The 21,908-nt window shown below is 62.8% G+C and carries 18 protein-coding genes and 6 tRNA genes; 16 read left to right on the top strand and 8 right to left on the bottom strand.

Annotated features, from left to right (window positions below):
* The 3 genes from G542_RS17655 to G542_RS0113415 all read left to right on the top strand — a co-directional run.
* The coding region (locus G542_RS17655; protein ID WP_051190069.1) for a replication endonuclease at nucleotides 1-1,657 on the top strand (1,657 nt) is incomplete at its 5' end.
* A 449-nt stretch (nucleotides 1,658-2,106) separates the two neighbouring features.
* Nucleotides 2,107-2,841 (top strand): hypothetical protein, encoded by a 735-nt coding sequence (locus tag G542_RS0113420; RefSeq protein WP_027824375.1) that lies wholly within the window; start codon nucleotides 2,107-2,109, stop codon nucleotides 2,839-2,841.
* A 58-nt stretch (nucleotides 2,842-2,899) separates the two neighbouring features.
* Nucleotides 2,900-3,238: a helix-turn-helix domain-containing protein gene (locus G542_RS0113415; protein WP_027824374.1), complete on the top strand. Its 339-nt coding sequence runs from the start codon at nucleotides 2,900-2,902 to the stop codon at nucleotides 3,236-3,238.
* A gap of 1 nt (nucleotide 3,239) precedes the next feature.
* Here the strand turns inward: G542_RS0113415 and G542_RS0113410 are convergent, their stop codons facing one another.
* Together G542_RS0113410 and G542_RS0113405 are read right to left on the bottom strand one after the other, a co-directional pair.
* Complete coding sequence (locus G542_RS0113410; RefSeq protein ID WP_027824373.1) at nucleotides 3,240-4,235, bottom strand: tyrosine-type recombinase/integrase; 996 nt, start codon at nucleotides 4,233-4,235, stop codon at nucleotides 3,240-3,242.
* Between the two features lie 166 nt (nucleotides 4,236-4,401).
* Nucleotides 4,402-4,486 (bottom strand) — tRNA-Leu (locus tag G542_RS0113405).
* A 209-nt stretch (nucleotides 4,487-4,695) separates the two neighbouring features.
* Here G542_RS0113405 and G542_RS0113400 point away from each other — a divergent pair.
* Complete coding sequence (locus G542_RS0113400) at nucleotides 4,696-5,388, top strand: Bax inhibitor-1 family protein (protein ID WP_012696342.1); 693 nt, start codon at nucleotides 4,696-4,698, stop codon at nucleotides 5,386-5,388.
* A 46-nt stretch (nucleotides 5,389-5,434) separates the two neighbouring features.
* Here G542_RS0113400 and tilS read toward each other — a convergent pair whose 3' ends face one another.
* Complete coding sequence (gene tilS, locus G542_RS17010; RefSeq protein ID WP_051190068.1) at nucleotides 5,435-6,763, bottom strand: tRNA lysidine(34) synthetase TilS; 1,329 nt, start codon at nucleotides 6,761-6,763, stop codon at nucleotides 5,435-5,437.
* Nucleotides 6,747-7,715, bottom strand: a complete 969-nt coding sequence (locus G542_RS0113390; RefSeq protein WP_012696340.1) for an acetyl-CoA carboxylase carboxyltransferase subunit alpha — start codon at nucleotides 7,713-7,715, stop codon at nucleotides 6,747-6,749. Before G542_RS0113390 ends, tilS begins: the two co-directional genes overlap by 17 nt.
* Nucleotides 7,716-7,923: 208 nt before the next feature.
* Between G542_RS0113390 and G542_RS0113385 the strand changes: the two genes are divergently transcribed.
* The 4 genes from G542_RS0113385 (at nucleotide 7,924) to G542_RS0113370 (ending at nucleotide 8,258) form a co-directional block, all read left to right on the top strand.
* Nucleotides 7,924-7,999 (top strand) — tRNA-Val (locus G542_RS0113385).
* A 4-nt stretch (nucleotides 8,000-8,003) separates the two neighbouring features.
* Nucleotides 8,004-8,080: transfer RNA gene (locus G542_RS0113380), tRNA-Asp, on the top strand.
* A gap of 16 nt (nucleotides 8,081-8,096) precedes the next feature.
* Nucleotides 8,097-8,173: transfer RNA gene (locus tag G542_RS0113375), tRNA-Val, on the top strand.
* A gap of 8 nt (nucleotides 8,174-8,181) precedes the next feature.
* A tRNA-Asp gene (locus tag G542_RS0113370) sits at nucleotides 8,182-8,258 on the top strand.
* Between the two features lie 180 nt (nucleotides 8,259-8,438).
* Here G542_RS0113370 and G542_RS0113365 read toward each other — a convergent pair.
* The 3 genes from G542_RS0113365 to G542_RS0113355 form a co-directional block, all read right to left on the bottom strand.
* Nucleotides 8,439-9,374 carry a dihydroorotate oxidase gene (locus G542_RS0113365; RefSeq protein WP_027824372.1) on the bottom strand — a complete coding sequence of 312 codons (936 nt, stop codon included), beginning with the start codon at nucleotides 9,372-9,374 and terminating at the stop codon, nucleotides 8,439-8,441.
* A gap of 140 nt (nucleotides 9,375-9,514) precedes the next feature.
* Nucleotides 9,515-9,823, bottom strand: coding sequence for an H-NS histone family protein (locus tag G542_RS0113360; protein ID WP_012696338.1), 309 nt, complete (start codon nucleotides 9,821-9,823; stop codon nucleotides 9,515-9,517).
* A gap of 243 nt (nucleotides 9,824-10,066) precedes the next feature.
* The gene (locus G542_RS0113355; protein WP_012696336.1) at nucleotides 10,067-10,858 is read right to left on the bottom strand and encodes a basic amino acid ABC transporter substrate-binding protein; all 792 of its coding nucleotides are present in this window, start codon (nucleotides 10,856-10,858) and stop codon (nucleotides 10,067-10,069) included.
* A 494-nt stretch (nucleotides 10,859-11,352) separates the two neighbouring features.
* Between G542_RS0113355 and G542_RS0113350 the strand changes: the two genes are divergently transcribed.
* The 8 genes from G542_RS0113350 to hypF all read left to right on the top strand — a co-directional run bounded on the left by G542_RS0113350 (nucleotide 11,353) and on the right by hypF (nucleotide 21,650).
* Nucleotides 11,353-11,610, top strand: coding sequence for a hypothetical protein (locus tag G542_RS0113350; protein WP_027824371.1), 258 nt, complete (start codon nucleotides 11,353-11,355; stop codon nucleotides 11,608-11,610).
* Nucleotides 11,607-13,136, top strand: a complete 1,530-nt coding sequence (locus G542_RS0113345) for a sodium:solute symporter family protein (protein WP_027824370.1) — start codon at nucleotides 11,607-11,609, stop codon at nucleotides 13,134-13,136. Before G542_RS0113350 ends, G542_RS0113345 begins: the two co-directional genes overlap by 4 nt.
* 69 nt (nucleotides 13,137-13,205) lie before the next feature.
* Nucleotides 13,206-14,150: an isoaspartyl peptidase/L-asparaginase family protein gene (locus G542_RS0113340; protein ID WP_081666841.1), complete on the top strand. Its 945-nt coding sequence runs from the start codon at nucleotides 13,206-13,208 to the stop codon at nucleotides 14,148-14,150.
* A gap of 11 nt (nucleotides 14,151-14,161) precedes the next feature.
* Entirely contained in the window at nucleotides 14,162-14,863 is a 702-nt protein-coding gene (locus G542_RS0113335; RefSeq protein ID WP_027824368.1) for a creatininase family protein, read from the top strand.
* Nucleotides 14,860-16,629: an SDR family oxidoreductase gene (locus G542_RS19055; RefSeq protein ID WP_211218840.1), complete on the top strand. Its 1,770-nt coding sequence runs from the start codon at nucleotides 14,860-14,862 to the stop codon at nucleotides 16,627-16,629. Before G542_RS0113335 ends, G542_RS19055 begins: the two co-directional genes overlap by 4 nt.
* 3 nt (nucleotides 16,630-16,632) lie before the next feature.
* Complete coding sequence (locus tag G542_RS0113320) at nucleotides 16,633-17,841, top strand: DegT/DnrJ/EryC1/StrS family aminotransferase (protein ID WP_027824367.1); 1,209 nt, start codon at nucleotides 16,633-16,635, stop codon at nucleotides 17,839-17,841.
* A complete protein-coding gene (locus tag G542_RS0113315; RefSeq protein ID WP_244878718.1) occupies nucleotides 17,825-19,126 on the top strand; it encodes a DUF1615 domain-containing protein in 1,302 nt (433 codons plus the stop codon). The genes G542_RS0113320 and G542_RS0113315 overlap by 17 nt, the downstream gene beginning before the upstream one ends.
* Nucleotides 19,127-19,265: 139 nt before the next feature.
* Nucleotides 19,266-21,650 (top strand): carbamoyltransferase HypF, encoded by a 2,385-nt coding sequence (gene hypF / locus G542_RS0113310; protein WP_051190067.1) that lies wholly within the window; start codon nucleotides 19,266-19,268, stop codon nucleotides 21,648-21,650.
* A gap of 163 nt (nucleotides 21,651-21,813) precedes the next feature.
* Here the strand turns inward: hypF and G542_RS0113305 are convergent.
* Nucleotides 21,814-21,889: transfer RNA gene (locus G542_RS0113305), tRNA-Glu, on the bottom strand.
* Nucleotides 21,890-21,908: the final 19 nt, after the last annotated feature.

Raw genomic sequence — 21,908 nt, 5'->3', positions numbered from 1 at the left:
CGCCACGGCCGATCCGGTCCGGCTGCAGGCATGGCGCATGGATGCCCCTTATCGGGCGCAGATGCTGGCCGGCATGCCGGAAGGGCTCCACCGGGCATGGTCGCATGCCTGCGAGCGGACGTTCTTCAACCCGGCCATGCCGCAGGGTCAAGCCCGCCGGGCCGCAAACATCGGACTGCGCCGGCGCAGCCAGCATGCACGGAAGGTGGCCAGCAAGCTGCCGCTGGTGGTGGATCACGAACAGATCGACGGCAAGGCCCGCGAGGTTGCGCGGGCGGCCCGGTTGCAGCTGTCCCGTGCCGGCCGGCATTTCGATGCCGATGCCAGCTGGGAGGCGGTCGAGCAGATGGCCGAGCAGCTGGAACTGCCGCTGCCGGAGGTGGACGACGTGCGCGTGACGGCGCTCGGACTGCTGCACCGGGTGACTGATGACCGATTCTGGCTGCGCCGGGTGCGCGTGGCCTCGGCCCGTCGCCGCGAGCAACTGGAGCGCGCCTTCGGATGCGTGCACAAGAAATCCGGTGTCTATGTGTCGCACGACAACCTGGTCTGGTCACGCGGCCGCAAGCGCCGCAACAGCGACCTGATGGCGATGACGCGCATGGTCAGCAGTGCCGGTGACGACGTGCCGATGGAACAGGTGGTGGCAGCCTCGGTGGCCAATCCGGCCATCCGCCGCCAAGAGCTGATGGCGCGTATCGCCGGTGTTGAACGCCTGAGCCAGGACGCCGGCCACCGCGCCGTGTTCCTCACACTGACCGCGCCTAGTGCATTTCATGCCCGGCTGCACAGCGGCAGGCGCAATCCGGCCTGGAACGGCAGCAACGTGCGCGAAGCGCAGAAATGGCTGTCAAAGCGGTGGGCGCGGGTGCGGGCATGTTTCTCGCGCAAGAAGCTGGGCGTTTACGGGCTGCGGATTGCCGAGCCGCACCATGACGGCACGCCGCACTGGCATGTGCTGGTGTTCGGGCCGCAGCCGCAGTTGCGCAAAGCCGTGGCTGCCACACTGCGCTACTGGCGCAAGGACTACGCCGAAGAGCTGACGACCGAAGCCGCCCGACGCGCACGGGCACTGGCCAAGCCGATTGATCCGGCCAGGGGCAGCGCATCGGGCTACGTCGTGAAGTACGTGTGCAAGAACGTCGACGGCGCCGGAGTGCTGGACGGGGATTTTGAATCCGGTCTGGATGCGGCGGTCAGTGCCGAGCGGGTGCGGGCATGGGCCTCGGTGTGGGGCATCAGGCAGTTCCAGTTCTTCGGCACCCCGAGCGTGACGCTGTGGCGCGAAGCCCGCCGGGCCAGGGAGCAGCGCACCGGTACCGCCATTGATGCGGTGATCGAGGCGGCGGACGCCGGGCAGTGGGACCTGTTCACCAAAGCCATGGAAAGCCATCCGGCCGGGCTGGTGAAGAACACCACCGTCAATGATTTCGGGGAATTGGGAGAAAAGATCGTGGGAATTGTCGATCCGGCCACGGGGGTGGTGCTGACCACCCACGACAAGGTGTGGCGCATGGTCCGGACGCCGGTCATTCCGGGCCGGGACGGTGGCCGTCCGGACGCGGCGGACAGCCGCGCTTGGACTGGTGTCAATAACTGTACGGTCCCGAAAAAGCTGCTCAGGAGCAGCCGCGGCAAGGGTCAGGATGGTCCGTAGCAGGCGGTACCGGCCCACCAGATCGTGCGGGACGTGAAGCTCACGGCCGGCAGGCCGGGCAGGAAGATGAATAGGCCGACAGGTATGAAAAAACCGTTCATCTCAACGTGGAGGGCGCGACATGAAAGGAAACGACCATGACAAGCATTGCGGCACTTTACTGGGATTGTGTCATTGGCGTGGGGCGATCACTCGGTTCCCGTGCCTCGCTGGCTGATCTGGGGAGCACTGGGACTGGTTACAGCCTTGTGCTTTTACCCGAGCACGGAAGCCCTGAAACGCCTGCAGGGAGTGGCAGCATGAACACCTACGACCAGATCGAGGAATCGATCCACTTAATATTTTGGCGATACCAGCCGAAACCCGGAAGAAACCAAGGATGGGCTTGTGGAGCTGCGTGATCATATCGAAACGCTGCTTGAGGCACTTGCCACAGATGGAGTCGAGTGATGGATAACATGAACACCCTGAAACGTGCAGCAGAGCAGCTGCAAAGCCGTGCAGAGGAATTTGAAGCCCCTGACGGCTTATCAATCTGCATTGGGATCGATGCATGGAACGAATTTTTTGAAGTGTTTGACTCCGAGCTTGAGCGCATGACGCAAGCCGAATCCATACGTCAGCAGGCCCTCAAGGAAATTTCAGAACGGACATTCAATGCCGGAGCTGACGGTTATCTCAAGCAGATCAGCAAGAGATCAAGTCGCTTTAAATCAGCCGACATTGATCGCTTGGCACAGGCCGATCCGGTGGAACAGATGCTGGCTGCGCTGAAAGAACTGCGCGATGCGTATCAGGAATTCATGGGGATTCCAGCAGTTAAAGCAAATGCCGCAATCGCTGCCGCCGAGTCCGCCCCACGGCCTCCCCACGATATGCTGATGGCCGTGGCCGAGGCTGTGCGGACTGCATGCTTTGAATCGTGCAACGAAAACGACGGGGACTGGGCGGCTATCACCTCTCTGGACCTTGCTGAGATCATCGCTGAACTTGGAGCCGCTGAGGCAACCGGTCAGGCAAACAACCGGTCCGAGCCGGTTGCATGGATAGACGTGCTGGGCTGGAAGGCGGTGAGGCATGACCAAGCTGGGAACAGACCGGACGCTGAGCCTGGAAGAGGTTCAGGCAAGTCTGGCTGCCGTGGATCGCGGCCAGCAGGCGGCGATGAGGCGGGATGCCTATGAATTGCAGCAGGTAATGAATGAGATTCAGATCGCGTAGCATGCAGGAAGGCGATACAAAATGACCAAGGGATTGACTCGTCCGCGCTCGCACGGGAGGAGGCCGCTGACTCGCCGTCAGCTTTTCAAGCAGGTAGACCAGATGGCGCGGCAATTGCATGAGATGTCGTCCATGCTGTCGAAGGCAGAGGTGCCGTTTGAGCACAAACTATGGGATGCCGAGGAAGCAAGCCAGTACTTGGGTGTAAGCAAAAACAACTTCACCTACAACATTGCCAGCAGCCCTGGGTTCCCGGGGTATGCGGTCCTGCCAAATTCACGCAAGCGCCTTTGGCGGGCTAAAGACATCAGCGACTGGTTCCAGAAGAACCGAGGAAAGGCCCGCAAAGGGGCTTTGTAGATCAGTCGAGCAAATTGGCGACTTCGGCCATGTCCGGCGCGTAGTAGGTTTTCAGCAGGATGCGCAGGTCACGATGGCCACTGATTTTCGCCAGGGTCATCACGTCAACTTTTTTGGATAACCGGGTCAGGGCTTCACGGCGCGTATCGTGGAAATTGAGGTCTGCGTCAGACAGCCCTGCCCGTTCACGAATCTTGCGGAACAGTGCATCCCGGGTGGCATCCTCAAGCTGGAATACGCGCTCCCCCGATCGGACGCCTTCAAGCTGTCGCAGTATCCGCAGGGCCTCACTGGAAAGCGGGACGTTTCGTGCGTCACCGTTTTTTGTTCTTTCCAGGCGAGCAATCCTTCGGTCGAAATCCACATTCGGCCAATCCAGCCCGCAAATCTCGCCGCCACGCATGGCAGTCTCGATGGCGAACAAGACAGCTGCTCCGACACGGGACGTTGCTGTTTTTGGTGGCCGCTCACGGTCATAACCGGAAGCTATCAGGATGGCCTCGATCTCGTCATCCGACCAGCGGCGAGAGCGCGGGGGACTGGTTTGCGGCCACTCGATCTCACGCACTGGATTTGAGCGCAGCCATTGCCATTCTTTGACTGCTTTTGTGCACACGGGGCTCAAACTGGCAAGTTCCCGGCGGACACTTGCTGGCGAGACCTGAGTCAGTCGCCGGTCCCGCCAGTCAGCAAAGTGCTTGGGTCCAAGGTCTGAGAGCCAGATATTGGCCAGACGGTCTGACAAGATTCTGCGAAGCCGGATTTCTTCCTGTCGTCCGCCGCGCTTGCGAGTGGTAACCTCGACTATGTAGCGCTCAAGCAACTCGCCGAAGGTTTTTTTGGGCAGAGCGCCAGATGCAATGCTGGAAATTTCTGACTCGATATTTGTGGCCCAGCGCTGTGCCTCTGACCGGGTACGAAATGTCTCGCTTTTGTCGACTCCAGCCTTGCGAACCCGCGCCCGCCAACCATTTGAGCGTTTCTCAATCAGCGCCACAGATACCCTCCACCCCTATCAATTTTGGGACATTGCGTGGGGCGATTTTGGGTCAGTGAACACTGAAAAACAACGAAAATCGAGCAAAAACCAGACAAACAAAAAAGCCGTGAATCAAGGTAAACACCTGATTTCACGGCTTTTCGGTCGTCAGACCCTTGTATTCTGGTGCGAAGGAAGGGACTCGAACCCTTACACCTTTCGGCGCTGGAACCTAAATCCAGTGCGTCTACCAATTCCGCCACCCTCGCAGGGAAGGGCTGCGAATCTACCGTAAAGGCGCAGTAGCAGGCAAGCTGCACCGCCGCCTAGCCCGAAGGGCAGACCGGTGCGCGCCACGCCGCCCATTCCATCCGGGCGCAGAAACCGGAGCCACCATGACGGTTTCAGCCGCGCTTAAGTCGGATGTTCTAGTTTGAAAGTGAGCCAGACCGGCTTTATCCCGCTTGGAGAACTCTCAATGAACTACAACCTCAACACTTCGTATCAGACCACGGTGGACACCGCGCGCCAGAACAAAGTGTTGCGCAACACGTATATGTTGCTCGCGCTGTCGCTGATTCCGACCATTGCAGGGGCGCTGATGGGCATCAACATGAACTTCGGTTTCATGCGTGCCAGCCCGATCGTGTCGAGCCTGCTGATGATCGGCGGTATCTACGGCATGTTCTTCCTGATCGAAAAAAACCGCGACAGTGGCGTGGGCGTTGCCCTGCTGCTGGCCCTGACCTTCTTGCTGGGTCTGCTGCTGGGACCGTTGTTGCAGGTTGCCCTGAGCGTACCCAATGGCGGCCAGCTGATCACCATCGCGGCAGGTGGCACGGCCATCGTGTTTTTCGGCATGGCGACGCTGGCAACGGTGATCAAGCGCGACCTTGGTTTCCTGAACAAGTTCCTGCTGGTCGGCGGCATCACGCTGATGGTGGCAGTGGTAGCCAACCTGTTCCTGCAGATTCCGGCGCTGTACCTGACCATCTGCGCGGGCTTCATCCTGTTCAGTTCGGCGGCCATCCTGTTCCAGGTCAAGATGATCGTGGACGGCGGCGAAACCAACTACGTGTCGGCCACGCTGACCATCTACATGGGCATCTACAACATCTTCACCAGCCTGTTGCAGATCCTGCTGGCGCTGTCGGGCCAGAGCCGCGACTGACCCTGGCGGCAGACAGACCAAACGGGAGCCATGCGGCTCCCGTTTTTCATGCAGGCCCTTCCCAGGCAAAGCACCAGCCGGTCTGGCCGGGCCGGGCCGACAACGCATGATCCTGCGCTACCCCCGGCACTGCAACCAGGATGTCCCCGAGCCACAGACGGGGCCAACGCCGGCGCTGCCAGTCGCTGATGCCGGCCTCCTGCCAGCATTTTTTCAGCGCCTTGCGGCCGACGGCATGGCGGATGGTTTCCGCAGCCTGTCCGGGGCGGACCTGCATGATGATTCCGTCCGGCAAGACCAGGCCGCGGCCGGTTTCCCGCCAGACGCGCAGCCGGCCATGCCAGCCGGGCCAGGCGTGCTCGCCCTCGGCCAGCATCCAGTCGTGGCACATCGTGGGCTCGGGAACATCCGGCAACAGGCGCAATTCACCCTGCCCTGCCAGCAGGACGTATCCTGCCAGCCGGCTTTCCCTCCGGACAGACGGCTCGAACCAGTCCGGGCAGACGCTTGCCAGCCATCCGGGGGACACGACGATACCGAACCGGCCCAGCCAGCGCACCAGCAGCAGACGCTGCCATGCAGGCGGGCGACTGGCGAGCACTGCCACCGGCAGGATGTGCGGAACACGGAGATGCTGCGCCAGCACGGCATCCAGGCAGTCATCCAGCACGCAGGCTTCGTCGGCTGCGCGCTGCGCGGTACGGGCCAGTTGCCGGGGATAATCCGGCCAGTAGCGGGCCAGGTGCGGCAACACCGCATGGCGCAGCGCATTGCGCCGGTAGCGCGGATCGGCATTGCTTTCGTCGGTGATCCAGCTCCAGCCCTGCTGCCGGGCCATGCTTTCCAGTTCGTTGCGACGCCAGCCCAGCAAGGGCCGCCAGACGGTCAACCCGTCATGGACCCGCCACGCCGGCATGGCAGCCAGTCCGTGTGCGCCGCCTCCGCGCAGGGCGGCCAGCAGCACGGTTTCGGCCAGGTCATCGGCGTGGTGCGCCAATGCCACGATCTGGCTGCCTCCGTTGCGGTAGGCGGCATAGCGTGCCCGCCGGGCCTCGGCTTCCAGGCTTTGCCCGCCACTGCGGACGACGGAAACCCGCTCGATGCGCAAAGGGACGGACAGCTCCCGGCACAGGTCCGAGCAGAAGCCGGCCCAGTCATCCGCATGGGGACTCAGGCCATGGTGTACGTGCACGGCCCGCAACGCGATGCCATGGCCGGTCGCGCAGCGGGACAGGGCCTGCAGAAGCACCACGGAATCCACTCCGCCGGACAGGCCGACCTCCAAAACACATTGGCCGGAAGACAGTGCCTCCGGCCAATGGGCATGCAGGTCATCCAGCAGGGCCGGAAGATGCCGCTCAGGCGGCACTGGCATCCTTGAACTTGCCATAATGCATCAGCCGGTCAAAACGGCTGGCCAGCAGCTGGTCCACCGGCTGCGTGGTCAGGCCCTTGAGGCTGTCGTGCAGGGCGCGTTTCATGCCCTGCATCATCTGGGCGTGATCGCGGTGGGCTCCGCCGACCGGTTCGTTGATGACCTTGTCGATCAGTCCCAGCGTCTTGAGGCGGGAGGCCGTGATGCCCAGTGCTTCGGCGGCATCGGGTGCCTTTTCGGCGGTCTTCCACAGGATGGAAGCGCAACCTTCCGGCGAAATCACCGAATAGGTCGAGTATTGCAGCATGTTGACCTGGTCGCCGATGGCGATGGCCAGCGCACCTCCCGAGCCGCCTTCACCGATGACGGTGCACACGACCGGCACTTTGAGACGGGACATTTCGTACAGGTTGCGTCCGATGGCTTCGGACTGGCCCCGCTCTTCGGCGCCGATGCCGGGGTAGGCTCCGGGCGTGTCAACGAAGGTCAGTACCGGCAGGCCGAATTTTTCAGCCAGCTTCATCAGGCGCAAGGCCTTGCGGTAACCCTCGGGACGCGGCATGCCGAAATTGCGCAGGATTTTTTCCTTGGTGTCGCGCCCTTTCTGATGACCGATGACCATGACCGCCTGCCCGTTGAAGCGGGCCATGCCCCCCACGATGGCGGGATCGTCGGCATAGGCACGATCGCCATGCAGCTCGTCAAAGTCCGTGCACACGGCCTGTATGTAATCGAGCGTATACGGACGCTGGGGATGACGTGCCACCTGCGACACCTGCCATGGCGTCAGCTTGCTGTAGATGGTTTTGGTCAGATCCTGGCTTTTCTTCTGCAGACGGGCGATTTCTTCGGAAATATCCAGTACGGAATCGTCCTGCACGTAACGCAACTCTTCAATCTTGTTCTCGAGCTCGGCGATTGGCTGCTCGAAATCGAGAAAGGTGGTTTTCATGCTGAGTTATCCACTTTTCAGAATCGGGCAATGATACCGGAGCCACCACGGCTTTGCATGTAGGACAATTCGCATCCTCGGCTGCAAGCCGGGTACAAGGTTTGTCTCCTGTCTCGGGCAAAAAAACGGAAATCAGCGAAAAGGCTTGCCAAAAAGGGATTCGCATGATTAAATGCGCGCCTCTCGTCACCCACACGGTGACGCAGACGGGTGGTTAGCTCAGTTGGTAGAGCGTCTCCCTTACAAGGAGAGGGTCAGCGGTTCGAATCCGTTACCACCCACCACGGAGGAGTGGTAGTTCAGTTGGTTAGAATACCGGCCTGTCACGCCGGGGGTCGCGGGTTCGAGTCCCGTCCGCTCCGCCAAAGCACACAAGATTCCGGGCGGTTAGTCTCAGTTGGTAGAGCGCTGCCTTCACACGGCAGAGGTCACTGGTTCGAGTCCAGTACCGCCCACCACTTTTCGCGGAGTGGTAGTTCAGTTGGTTAGAATACCGGCCTGTCACGCCGGGGGTCGCGGGTTCGAGTCCCGTCCACTCCGCCAGACAACAAAAGCACCTTCAGGGTGCTTTTTTGCATTCAGCCAGATCCACCGCGCCACCATCCGCCTGATTGCGCATGTGCGCCAGTGCTCGAACCAGAAAAAGCAAGCGACAGGCCGGACCTGCCTGCCGCCAGCACGGCCTGAAACGGCGCACAGCCCCAAGGCAACGCGCCACACGGCTCACAAGGTCCGCACTTTCCCGCGGAACTCTTCCAGCGACTGGTAACCCTTGCGCTCCATGATGGCGGACAGCTCGCTGTTCAGCCGGTAGAACAGGCCCGCACCCTCCTCCCACAGGCACGTTCCCACCTGCACGGCACTGGCCCCGCACAGGATGTGCTGAAATACCTCGGCACCGGACTTGATACCGCCGCAGCCAATGACCTGCTTGCCGGGGCACAGGCGATGAAACGCATTCACGTTGGCCAGCGCTGTCGGCAACACGTAATCACCGCCAATACCGCCAAAACCGTTCTTCGGCTTGATGACTACCGTTTCGCTTTCCACATCCACGACCAGCCCATTGCCGACCGAGTTGATGCAGGTCAGGAAGGCCAGGTTTTCAAACCGGTTGAAAATGGCCGCAGCCATTTCAAAGTGGCTGATGTCAAAATATGGCGGCAGCTTGACACCAAACGGCATGCCCAGCTCGGCATCAATCGCCTTGAGTGCCTCCTCCATGTCATCAAAGGAATAGCCCAGTTGCGGCTTGCCCGGAACATTCGGGCAGGAAAGATTGACCTCCAGCAGCAAGGGTTTGTTCAGCCCCTTGAACTCCCTCAGGATATGCAGGTTGTCTGCCAGCGACAGACCGGAAACGGAAACAAAAAGCGGCTTGCCGGTTTCATAGTCATATTGCTTCGCATAGCCCATATAATATTTATAACCATGGTTTGGCAATCCCATGGAGTTGATACTGCCATATGGAGTCGATGCATAACGCGGCTCCGGATTGCCATCCCTCGCTTCCAGCGTGCAGCTCTTCGTGACAATTGCACCGGCATCACTGTGCCGGACAGCTTCCAGCTCATAAATTTCGCGGCACATCACACCCGAAGCGTTATACACGGGCGAAGCAAGACGATGCCCAACAATGACAGTGGAAATATCGGTCATGTCTTTTACTCCATAAATCGACTCAAACTTTTCAAGTCTAACGCAAAAAACAGCCGGCTACCCACCATATGAAATTGCCGGCTCATGGCAGAAAAACAAAAGCGGCAAATATTTTGCCGCTTTTATCTGAACAGGATAAATCAGATCGCCAGATCTTCCAGAGACTTTCCTTCTGCCAGCCATTTTTCCACCCAGTGCGGTTTACGTCCACGACCGGACCAAGTGACATTTGCATCATCCGGGTGACGGTATTTGGCTTCAGCCGGCTTGCGTACCGCAGCACCACCTTTTGACAGCAGATCGCTCAGTTCCAGACCATAGGTTTTTGCCAGATCAAGAATCTGCTTGCGGGCCTTGAGCTTTTCCTCGGACTCGCGGTGCTTGATTTCAGCATCCAGCTGCTCCTTGAGCTTCAAAAGCTCCACATAGTCCATTGCCTGAAAATCCATTTGACAGTCTTTCTTTTGACAGCCCGATAACTCCGATGCATACAACATGAAGGAACCGGACTTTACAAATCACGAAAACCAGCATTACCGAAAACACTGGCAACTCTTCTATTCCAATTTATCAAATGGATTGCAATTTGCAAGTCAGATAGTGCACAACGCCGATAAAAAAAACCGGCCCCGATGATAAAGAGAGCCGGTTTTCTCCGTTTTCAGGCGGCCTTCCGGTCCACCTGAAAAGGATTACAGCTTGCCGAAATATTTCTGGTAGATCTGGTCATAGGTGCCATTGTCACGGATCTGCCGGATTCCGCCATTGAGCTTTTCGAGCAGTTCTGCATTACCCTTGCGTACGGCCATACCGTAGTACTCCTTGTCGAATTCCAGGTTGTCAATGACCGTGAATTCAGTACCACTGTTATTGGCAACGTAGTTGGCTACGACGCCATTATCACCGATGCAGGCCTCGACCCCACCGTTCTCCAGTTCTTTCAGGGCCAGCGGCAAGGTTTCAAAACGCTTGATGTTGGTGCTGGTCGCTCCCATCAGTTTTTGCGCCACGGTGTCGCCTGTCGAGCCGGTCAGCACGGAAACCTTCATGTTCCTGAGTGCGTCGGTGCTGTCGAGCGTCTTGCCTTTGGGCAATACCACCAGCTGCGTAGCCTCGAAATACGGCTCGGTAAAATCCATCGAAGCCTTGCGCTCACCGGTAATGGTAATGGCCGATACCAGAAGGTCCTGATCACCGTTATCAAGGCCAGCAAAAATGCCCTCCCACGGCGTATTCACCATTTCCACCTTGATTCCGGCAGCGTCTGCCACGGCCTGGGCCAGCTCAATGTCAAAGCCCTGCATCTTGCCGCTGGAATCCACCGATTCAAACGGTGCAAAAGCGGCATTCACACCTACCTTGTAGGTTTTTTCAGCCGCCGGCTGCGTGCCCTGTGCTGCCTGGTCTTCGGCCGGCTTGCTGCCGCCACAGGCCGTCAGTGCTAGTGCCGCTGCTACCGTAACCCACTTCAGCCACTGCTTCATGATGATCCCCTTGGTTTGGTGATTTGAAATGCAAAAAATGCTCTTTAAAAAACGTTGTCATGAGCAAAGCAACACAACCAGCATAAAAATCTACCCCAAACCTGCACGATCAACAAATCCTGCCTTGTCGGCAATCGCCGCCAAGTCAAGGATTTCCCGACACGAAAGCAGCGGCCGACTATCAAGCTGTTAATTTTCCGGTCTTGCCCGGTTCACGGATGTCCATGCAGACAAAAAGTGCGATCAGGAATCAAATCCTGATAAACAACTGATAACCAGCGTTTTTATCCATAAAAAACACGGCATCAAGACCAAACAACCAGTTAACAGATTGTCGCGAATTGACAATCATCAAAGACAGTCCACGGATTATCGTGTGGTAATTTTAAAACGTTTGTCAGTATTTTCTAATAAATCAAAATTCGGATGAGTCGCCAGACCGTGCCGCAAAGCACCGTCACCGGCCATCCGCCGCCACTACAAAGGACTGTCGAATGGATTGCTGGCGCAACCCTTTTGAACGCCGCTGGACTGTCATCATCCTCGGGCTTTACTTCCTCATCATGTTGCCGCTGCCGTGGTACTACAACGCGTCCTACCTGCCCGGACCGTTTGGCGTACCGATGTTCCTGTACGGCTGGATCGGCCACGGCATCGCCGTCCTCATCGCCATCATGGTGTTTGCCCGCCAGTGCATGGCCCGGCCGGAGTATCACAGCCTGGATGCCCAGGACGAGGAGGAAACCGCATGACAACCCAGGTCGCACAACTGATCCAGCCGACTCCCGGCCCGTTCTTCGCCACCCTTGCGCTGTACTTCATCATCCTGGCCGGCATCGGCTGGTACGCTGCCCGTAACACCCACAACCTCAAAGATTTCTTCGTGCTCGGCGGCAAGGCCGGCGCCGTCGTCAGCGGCATCGCCTACTTTGCCACCCAGTACTCGATGAGCACCTTCATGGGCGTACCGGCGGTGGCCTACGCCAACGGCTACGCCGGCCTGACCATTTCGGTGCCGGGCCTTGCCTTCTCGATGATCATTCCGGCGCTGCTGGTCGGCCGCAAGCTGATGCAGCTGTCGCACCGCTTCGGCCTTCTGACCATGACCGACTACTTGGCCGACCGCTATGACTCGCGCAAGCTCGGCGTGCTGCATGCGGTGATGATGGTGGCGTTCCTGATCGGCATGATCGGCGCCCAGACCGTGGGTGCCGGCGTGATCGTGCACACCTTCACCGGCCTGCCCGAATGGGTCGGCGTGGTCGGCATGGGCATCATCGTGATCCTGTACTGCATGACCGGCGGCATGAAGGGCGCCATGCTCACCGACGTGCTGCAAGGCGGCCTGATGGTCACCACCGCCGTCGTCACCTTTGCCGTGTCCGTACATGCCGGTGGCGGCCTCTCCGAAATCAACGCAGCCCTGCTGGCCAAGGGCGAGCAGTTCCTGTCGCACCCTGGTGCCGCCGGCAAGTACCCGTGGACGGCCTACGTGTCGATGATCGTGATGTGGAGCTTCTTCACCATCGGCCAGCCGACGCTGTTCACCAAGTTCTACGCCATGCGCGACTACCGCACCATGTTCAAGGCCGTGATCCTCGGCACGCTGGGCATGCTGCTGGCCGCCACCATGATCGAATGGTCGGGCGTCATGGGCATCGTCAGCCTGCCGGGCCTCACCGGCAAGGAAACCGACTTCATCGTACCGATGCTCCTGCAGCAGAACCTCAACCCGTACGTCGCCGCCATCCTGATCGCCGGCATCGTGTCGGCCGGCATGTCGACCATCGACGCCCTGCTGGTGGTTGCCACCGGCGGCATCTGCCGCGACATCTACCAGCACGGCATCAACCCGCAGGCCACCGACGAACAGGTGTTCCGCCTGTCTCGCATCGTCACCGTCCTGATCGGCATTGCCGGGATCATCGTCGGCATCATGAAGCCGGCCTCGATCTTCGAACTGATCCGCTTCTCTTTCGGCGGACTGGGCATCTGGGTGGCCCCGGTGCTGCTGGGCATGTACTGGAAGCGCGCCAGCCTCAAGGCCGCCTTCATCTCGGTGATCATCGGCGAAGTGCTGTATGTCTCGACCGCCCTGTGGGGCCAGGGACTGACCTTCGGCTTTGACCCGCTGATCCCCACCTGGACACTGACCGTCGTGCTGATGGTCGTGATCAGCCTGTTCGACAAGCCGGTGGACGCCAGCGTGCTCGAGCGCCACTTCGGCAAGGATGCCGGCTCCCGGCCGGACACCCTGCCCGAACCGGCCCGCGCCTGACGCCCCGTCCCTCCCGTACGCCCGGTCTGACTGACCGGGCGTTTTCCCGACCTGATACCCGATACCCGCATGAGCCATCCGATCACCCTCGCCATTCACGGCGGCGCCGGCACCCTGACCCGCAACATGATGACCACCGACCAGGAAGCCGCCTACCGTGCCACGCTGGCCGCCTCGCTTCTGGCCGGCCACACCTGCCTGGCTGCCGGCGGCAGCGCCCTTGATGCCGTGTGTGCCGCCGTCCAGGTCATGGAAGACAGCCCGCTCTTCAACGCCGGCCGGGGCGCCGTATTCACCCACGAAGGCCACAACGAGCTCGACGCAGCCGTGATGACCGGCCACGACGGCCAGGCCGGTGCCGTGGCGCAGCTGCGCGGCATCCGCAACCCGGTGCTGGCCGCACGGGCGGTGATGGAGTCGTCCAATCACGTCATGCTGGCCGGCGACGGCGCCAGCGCCTTTGCCCGGTCGGTCGGACTCGAAACCGCCCCTCCGGAATACTTCCACACCGACGCACGCTGGCAGCAACTGCTGGCCGTGCGTGATACCGACGCCTCGGTGCTCGACCACGACGGCGCGCACAAGCTCGCCTTTGCCGACAAGAAATTCGGCACCGTCGGCGCCGTGGCGCTGGACCGCGACGGCCGGCTGGCTGCCGCCACCTCCACCGGCGGCCTGACCAACAAGCGCTGGGGCCGCGTGGGCGACAGCCCGGTGGTCGGTGCCGGCACCTGGGCCGACGAAGAAGTGGCCGTGTCGGCCACCGGCACCGGCGAAGTGTTCCTGCGCGCCTGCGCCACCTACGACGTGGCGGCACGCATGCGCTACCTGCACGAAGACAGCCGGACGGCCGCAGCCAGCGTCATGGACAAGCTCGGCACCATGGGCGGCCACGGCGGCCTGATCGTGCTGGACCGCCAGGGCAACGTCAGCCTGCCCTTCAACACCGAAGGCATGTACCGCGGCCGGATCGGCCCCGACGGCCGTGCCTGCGTCGACATCTACCGCGATTAAAGGAACCCGCCATGCGCATCGCCAACATGAACTGGATGCAGGTCGAACAGTACCTGCAACACGACGACCGCTGCGTCCTGCCGCTGGGCAGCACCGAGCAGCACGCCTATCTGTCGCTGGCCACCGATGTCCTGCTGGCCGAGCGGGTGGCTGTCGATGCAGCCGAGCCGCTGGGCGTGCCGGTGTTTCCGGCCGTGTCCTACGGCATCACCCCCTACTTCACGGCGTTCCCCGGCACGGTCACCCTGCGGGTGGAGACCTATCTGGCCGTGATCCGCGACCTGCTCGACGGGCTGGCCAAGCAGGGCTTCCGCCGCATCCTGATCGTCAACGGCCACGGCGGCAATTCGCCGGCCATGGGCCTGACCGGTGAATGGATGGCGGCCAACCCGCACTACAAGGTGCGCTTTCACAACTGGTGGAACGCACCGCGGACGCTGGCCTGCGTCAAGGGCATCGACCCGGATGCTTCGCATGCCTCGTGGATGGAAAACCTGCCGTGGACCCGGCTGGCCGGCGTGGACATGCCGCGCGAACACAAGCCGCTGATCGACTACACCCGCTACGCCGTGATGAACCCGGCCGAAGTGCGTGCCTATACCGGCGACGGCAGCTTTGGCGGTGACTACCAGCGCGACGAAGCCGACGTGCAGGCCATGTGGCAGGTCGCCGTGGACGAAACCCGTGCCCTGCTGGAAGGACCGTGGTCATGAAAAACGCACCGATCCTGATCTGGGGTGCCGGCGCCATCGGCGGCACCCTGGCCGTCTATCTTGCCCGCGCAGGCCATGCCGTACGGCTGGTGGACACCGACCCGCAGCACGTGGCCGCCATTCGCGCCCACGGCCTGCGGCTGACCGGGCCGATCCTCGAAGACACCGTGCCGGTCGACATCTGCACGCCCGACACCCTGACCGGCAGCTACCCCCTGGTCCTGCTGGCCACCAAGGCCGTGCACACCCGCGCGGCCTGCCGGCAACTGCTGCCGTTCCTGAGCCGCGACGGCGCAGTGGTCAGCGTGCAGAACGGCCTGAACGAACAGGTGATCGCCGACATCGCCGGTGCCGGCCGCACCATCGGCTGCTTCGTCAACTTCGGCGCCGACATCGTGGCCCCCGGCGTGATCCACTTCGGCGGCTGGGGCGCCACGGTGGTCGGCGAACTGGACGGCAGTGACACGCCGCGCATCCGTGCCCTGCACGGACTGATGTGCGAATTCAACCCGAACGCCGTGCTGACCCCGAACATCTGGGGCTACCTGTGGGGCAAGCTGGTGTACGGCTCCATGCTGTTTGCCACCGCGCTGACCAACGAAGGCATCTATCCGCTGCTGGAAAACCCGGTCTACCGCCCGGTGCTGGCCGCCCTCGCGCGCGAAGTCTGTACCGTCGCCAGCGCCGCCGGCCTCAGGCTCGAAGGATTTGACGGCTTTGACCCGGCGGCCTTCATGCAGGACGCACCGGCCGAGGCCGGCATGGCCTCGCTGGACCAGCTGGCCGCGCACAACCGCAAGTCGGCCAAGTTCCACGCCGGCATCTGGCGCGACCTGGCCATCCACCACCGCAAGACCGAGGTAGACGAAATCATCGCTCCGATCGCCGCCACCGGCCGCCAGCATGGCGTGCCCACGCCGCTGACCGATGCACTGATCGAGGCCATGCACGTCGCCGAAGGCGGTGTACCGCAGGGACTGGGCCTGCTCGACCGCGTGCGCGCCGCCCTGGCACCGGCTCCGGTGCCAGGCTTTTGCTTCGATGGCCAGACGGTGCTGGTGACGGGAGCCGCCCAGGGCATCGGCCGCGAAATCGTGCGCCAGTTTGCCGTGGCCGGTGCCCGCGTGATCGCCGCCGACATCGGTTCGCTGGACGACACCGTGGCCGCCTGCGACGGCCGCTGCGAAACGCTGGCGCTGGATGTCAGCGACCCGGTCAGCGTGCACGACCAGCTGGCCGGGCTTGGCCGGATCGACGTGCTGGTGAACTGCGCCGGCGGCGTGTGCGGCCAGGCGGGCCGGCCGCTGGAAGAGATCAAGCCGGACGAATGGCGCGCCATCTTTGCCGTGAATGCCGACGGCGCTTTCTGGTGCAGCCAGGCGGTGGCACCGGCCATGAAGGCCCGTGGTGCCGGACGCATCATCATGATTTCCAGCGGTGCCGGACTGGGCGTGAGCCTGACCGGCATCCAGGCCTATGCCGCAGCCAAGGCCGCCCAGATCGGCCTAACGCGCCAGCTGGCACACGAGCTGGGTCCGTGGGGCATCACGGTCAACAGCATTGCGCCGGGCTTCGTGCGCTCCAATCCCAGCACCGAGCGCCAGTGGCAGGCCTACGGCACCGACGGCCAGCAGCGCCTGCTCGACAACATCGCCCTGCGCCGGCTCGGCACACCACAGGACATTGCCCATGCGGTGCTGTTCTTCGCTTCGCCGTTTGCCGGCTGGATCAGCGGCCAGACGCTGGCCGTGGACGGCGGAAAATAAGCCATGACCACCCTGCCCGCCCCTTTGCTGTCTGCCACGCTGGACCACCACGATCTGGAAACGGCCGAACGCTGGCTGGCCGATCTGCAGCTCGGCAACGACACCCGCCTGACCGGCGACTGGGAAAGCCGCTTTGCCCGGTGGCTGGGCGGCGGCACTGCCCGTGCCTTCATGGGTGGGCGCGCCGCCCTGCTGGCCGTGGTCCGTGCCCTCGGCCTCGGCCAGGGCGACGAGGTGATCGTGCCGGCGTTTTCCTGCCAGTGTGTGGCCAACGCCATCCGCTTTGCCGGTGCCAGCGTGCGCTACGCCGACATCGAGACCGACAGCTTCGGCCTTGATCTTGATGCTACCCGCGCCGCCCTCGGGCCGGCCACCCGTGTCATCCTGTTGCAGCATACGTTCGGTCTGCCCAGCCGCGATACGGCCGGGCTGCTGCAACTGGCGCACGAGCGCGGCCTGTGGGTGATCGAGGACTGCGCCCATGCGCTGGGCGCCCGCTGGCAGGGCCGGCTGCTCGGCACGCTCGGCGATGCCGCGGTGTTCAGTTTCGAGCGCAGCAAGATCATTACCTGCATCCACGGCGGCATGGCCGTGGTGCACGATCCGTATGCGGCCGACCAGCTGGCACGGCTGGCCGAGCGTGCGCCGCTGCCGGACGATGACAGCCTGCGCGGGCAGCTGGCCAGCGTCGTGCACGATTACTGGGTGCGGGCAGCGCCCGAGCGCCGGCCGGCCGCAGAGGTCTTGCCGGGCCTGCCGGCCGCGGTACTGCCGCAGATGTGGCCGGAAGAATTCGAGGGCGTCTGGCTGGAACGCTATGGCCAGCGCATGCCGTCGTCGCTTGCCGATCTGGCCGGCCAGCAGTTCGCACGCCTGCCGGAGATCCTGGCGCGCCGCCAGGCGCAGGCAGCGTACTGGCGCGACTGGGCGCTGGCGAGGGGCTGGCAGGTGGCTGATCCACAGCCGGACAACGAACCGGTGTGGCTGCGCTTTCCGGTGCTGCCGCCGGACGACGCACTCAAGCAGTCTCCCGAGGCACTGGCCGCGCTGGCGGCAGAGCTGGGCGTGGAAATCGGCGTCTGGTTCACCACGGCGGCCCACCCGGTGGCCGTGGACCTGCCCGACTGTCCGGTGGGCCTGTCGGCAGCACGCCGCTGCCTGAACCTGCCTACCCTGCTGCCTGCCGGTCATCCGCATGCCGCAGGTTCGTAGCCCTTCTGCGCGTACGTCATTACAATGCGCGCGTTTTGATCCGATCGCGATTTTCATGACCTCGCGCCTGTTGCCGCTCTCTTTCGTGCTCGCCTTGCTGGCGGGCTGTGCCACCCAGACGCCGGCGCCGGTGCTGCCGGCGGCGCCAGCCCCCGTGCCGGCACCGGTGCTGCAACCGGTCATGCCATCCCCGGCACCGGTACCTCCACCCGCAGCAGAACCGGTGGCGCCGCCCAGGCCTGCGGCTGTCATGCCGGGCTACGCGCCCTACCCGAACGAGGCGGCAGCACGCGCAGCCGTCAGCCGCCTGCTGCCGGCCAAGGTGCGCGACCGCGCCGGCTGGACGCAGGACATCGTGGGTGCCTTTACCGCGCTGCGGCTGCCGTACCGGCCGGACTATTTTTGTGCGGCGATGGCCATCATCGAGCAGGAATCGCTCTGGCAGGCCGATCCGGTGGTGCCGGGGCTGGGCAAGATGGTGTGGAAGGAAATCGACAAGCGCCGGGAAAAATACGCCATCCCGAAACTGGTGGTGGACGCGGCCATGCTGAAAAGTTCGCCGGACGGCCGCAGCTACCGCGAGCGGATCGACGCGCTGAAAACCGAGCGCGAGATGAATGCGCTGTTTGGCGACATGATCGACGAGCTGCCGTTTGGCCGCACCCTGCTCGCCGACAAGAATCCGATCCGTACCGGCGGGCCGATGCAGGTCAGTGTGGCCTTTGCCGAGGAGCAGATCCGGGAAAAGCCGTATCCGTATCCGAAAAAAGGTCCGATCCGCGACGAGGTGTTCTCCCGCCGCGGCGGCCTGTATTTCGGCATTGCCATCCTGCTGGACTACCCGGCGCCCTACAGCGACATGCGCTACCGCTTTGCCGACTTCAACGCCGGCCGCTACGCCAGCCGCAATGCCGCCTTCCAGCTGGCGCTGGGCAGGCTGGCCGGCGAGCGCATTGCGCCCGATGGTGACCTGATGCGCTACTCGGGCGGTGACGCCGTCAATGGCAGCCAGACGCAGCGGGCAGTCCTGGCCATGGCCGGCACGCTCGGGCTATCATCTGCGGACATCAACCGGGACCTGCGGCTGGAAAAACGGGCGGCCTTTACCAGTACCGCCACCTGGAAACAGGTGTTTGCCCTGGCAGACCGCCGCTTTGGCCACCAGCCGCGCGAGGCCATGCCGCAGATTGACCTGTCGGGCCCGAAAATCCAGCGCAAGCTGACGACCGAGTGGTTTGCCAACCGGGTGGACGGACGCTATCGCAGCTGCCTGGCCCGGCGCTGACAGGGGATTTTGCTGCGCTGCAAGGACAATAGCTTGTCTAAACACAAGTCACCCCCTTCATAGCTATTGAGTTTATTAGCATAAACCGTTAAATGTTTCACACCTTTTAGTCGCTCTGCACAGAAAAAGGAGTGTGATCATGCCGGCAGCCTCTGCCCCGTCCTTTGAGGTCCCTGACCTGACCAGCCACGAGGAGGCGGTGCATTGCGAGCAATGGCTGCTGCGCGGGCTGGTGCAGGGTGTGGGATTCCGACCTTTTGTCTGGCAGCTGGCCCGCCGGCTGGGCATTCAGGGGCAGATCCGCAATACCGGCGAAGGGGTCGAGATCCTGGCGCAGGGACAACCCGCACGGCTGGCGGCCTTTGAGCGTGCCCTGCATGAAGAGCGGCCGCCACTGGCAGAATTCGAGCTGACAGCCCGCCAGTCGCTGCCGGCCGATCCGGCCCTCGGGGATTTCCGCATTGGCAGCAGCCAGGAATCAGGTCATGGCGCCACGATTCCGCCGGACATTGCCACCTGTCCCGAGTGCCTGCGCGAACTCTTCACGCCGGCTGACCGGCGTCACCGCTATCCGTTCATCAATTGTACGCACTGCGGGCCGCGCTACACCATTACCCGCCAGCTGCCCTACGACCGGGCCCAGACCAGCATGGCAGCATTCGGCCTGTGCCCGCTGTGCCAGCACGAATACCTCGATCCGTCCTCGCGGCGCTTTCATGCCGAGCCGATTGCCTGTCCGGTCTGCGGTCCGCAGCTGCGGCTGACCGACCGTTTTGCCGTGCCGCTGAAAGGCGACCCGGTCACCGGCACCCTGCAATTCCTGCGCATGGGCCGCTGCGTGGCCATCAAGGGCCTGGGGGGATTCCACCTTGCCTGCAATGCCCGCAGCGCCGAAGCCGTGGCCCGGCTGCGCATGCTCAAGCACCGCCCGAGCCGGCCACTGGCAGTCATGGCGCTCAATCTGGCTTCGGTGGAAGCCTTCTGCCATGTCAGTCCGGAAGAAGCGGCCCTGCTGCAAAGCCCGAAGCGTCCGATCGTGCTGCTGCAAAAGCGTGCCGAGGCCGACCAGTACCTGCCCGGCATTGCCCCGGGCATGAATACCGTCGGCGTGATGCTGCCCTACACACCGATCCACTGGCTGATGTTTCACGAATCCTTGCGCCGGCCGGCCGGAATGGACTGGATGGAGGCGCCTTGTGCCGATGTCTGGGTCATGACCAGTGCCAACCTGTCGGGCGAGCCGATCGTGACCGACAACGACGATGCCCGTCACCGCCTGAACACGGTGGCCGACGCCTTCCTGATCCACAACCGTCAGGTGGCCGCCCGTTGCGACGACAGCCTGATGATGATGATCGACCATGAGCCGCACCTGCTGCGCCGGGCGCGCGGATTTGCCCCGGCACCGCTGGCACTGCGCCACGACGGCGCTACCGTGCTGGCTGTCGGCGGACCGGACAAGAATACCGTGACCCTGCTGCGCGGCACCCAGGCGCTGGTGTCGCCGCATATCGGCGGGCTGGACCATCCCCTGACCTGTGAAACGCACAATTCGGCCATCCGGCATCTGGAACGCTGGGCCAATGCCGAGCCGGGCTGCATTGCCTGTGATCTCGACCCGGACAACCACGCCAGCCAGCATGCCGAGCAGCTGGCCGGCCTGCGCCAGCTGCCCTTGCTGCGCATCCAGCGCCACCATGCCCTGGTCAGTGCGGTCCTTGCCGAACACGATGTCGATGTTCCGGTGCTGGGGCTGGTCATGGACGGTGGCGGCACGGGAGCGGATGGCAATGAATGGGGCGGAGAACTGCTGCGGGTACACGGAGTCAGCATGGAGCGGCTGGCGCACTTGCCGCACATCCCGCTGCCCGGCGGCGAACGGGCCTCGCGCGAGCCGTGGCGCGTGGCGGCCGGCTGGCTGATCCGGAACGGACTGGGGGACGAAGCGGCCCGGCGTTATGGCCGCGAGCCGAGTTTTGTCGAGCTGTCGGAACAGGTGACACACCGGCTGCGCTGCCCGGACAGCAGCAGCTCGTCACGCTGGTTTGACGCCATTGCCAGTCTGGCCGGGCTGTGTTCGCGCCAGAGTTTTTCCAGCGAAGCCCGTCTGCGGCTGGAAGCGCTGGCCCGCCCTGTGGCACCGCTGGCCGGTGGCTGGCGACTGGACGACAACGGCCAGCTGGACTGGTCTCCGGTGGTGCATCACCTGCTGACCCTGACGGATGCGGAAGAAATCGCCAGCCTCTGGCACGCCAGCTGTGCGGCGGCGGTGGCAGAGTGGGTGATCCGGCATGCCCGGCAACAACAGATTGACCATGTGGTGCTGGCAGGCAGCAGTTGCAGCAACCGGGTCCTGCAACAGGCCTTGCACCGGCATCTGCTGCAAGCCGGACTGACGCTGCTGGAATCGCGGCAACTGCCTTCCGGAGCGGGTGCCCTGAGTCTGGGACAGGCTTGCGTGGCCCGCCAGTGGCTGGCCGGCCGTGCGTCCGGAACGGTTCCGGCCATCGGGGTTACTGGCTGACAAGGACCGGACATGCCGGGAACAGGCTGCACCGGGTACTCCACCGGAGCAGCCCGTCCGGCGGAGCGGATCGACCGGGCCTGATCACGGGTGATCATTCGGGATAAATACGTATGGTGAAAATGGAAAAAGCCACCCTGAAAAGGATGGCTTTTTGCCGAATTGGCGTCCCCACGGGGATTCGAACCCCGGTTATCGCCGTGAAAGGGCGGTGTCCTAGGCCTCTAGACGATGGGGACAGCTGGCGCACCCGGAGCG

It is taken from the genome of Laribacter hongkongensis DSM 14985 (assembly GCF_000423285.1).
Taxonomy (GTDB): Bacteria; Pseudomonadota; Gammaproteobacteria; order Burkholderiales; family Aquaspirillaceae; genus Laribacter; species Laribacter hongkongensis.
Note: the sequence above shows the minus strand (reverse complement) of the source record. Positions and strands in the feature narration are given on the sequence as shown.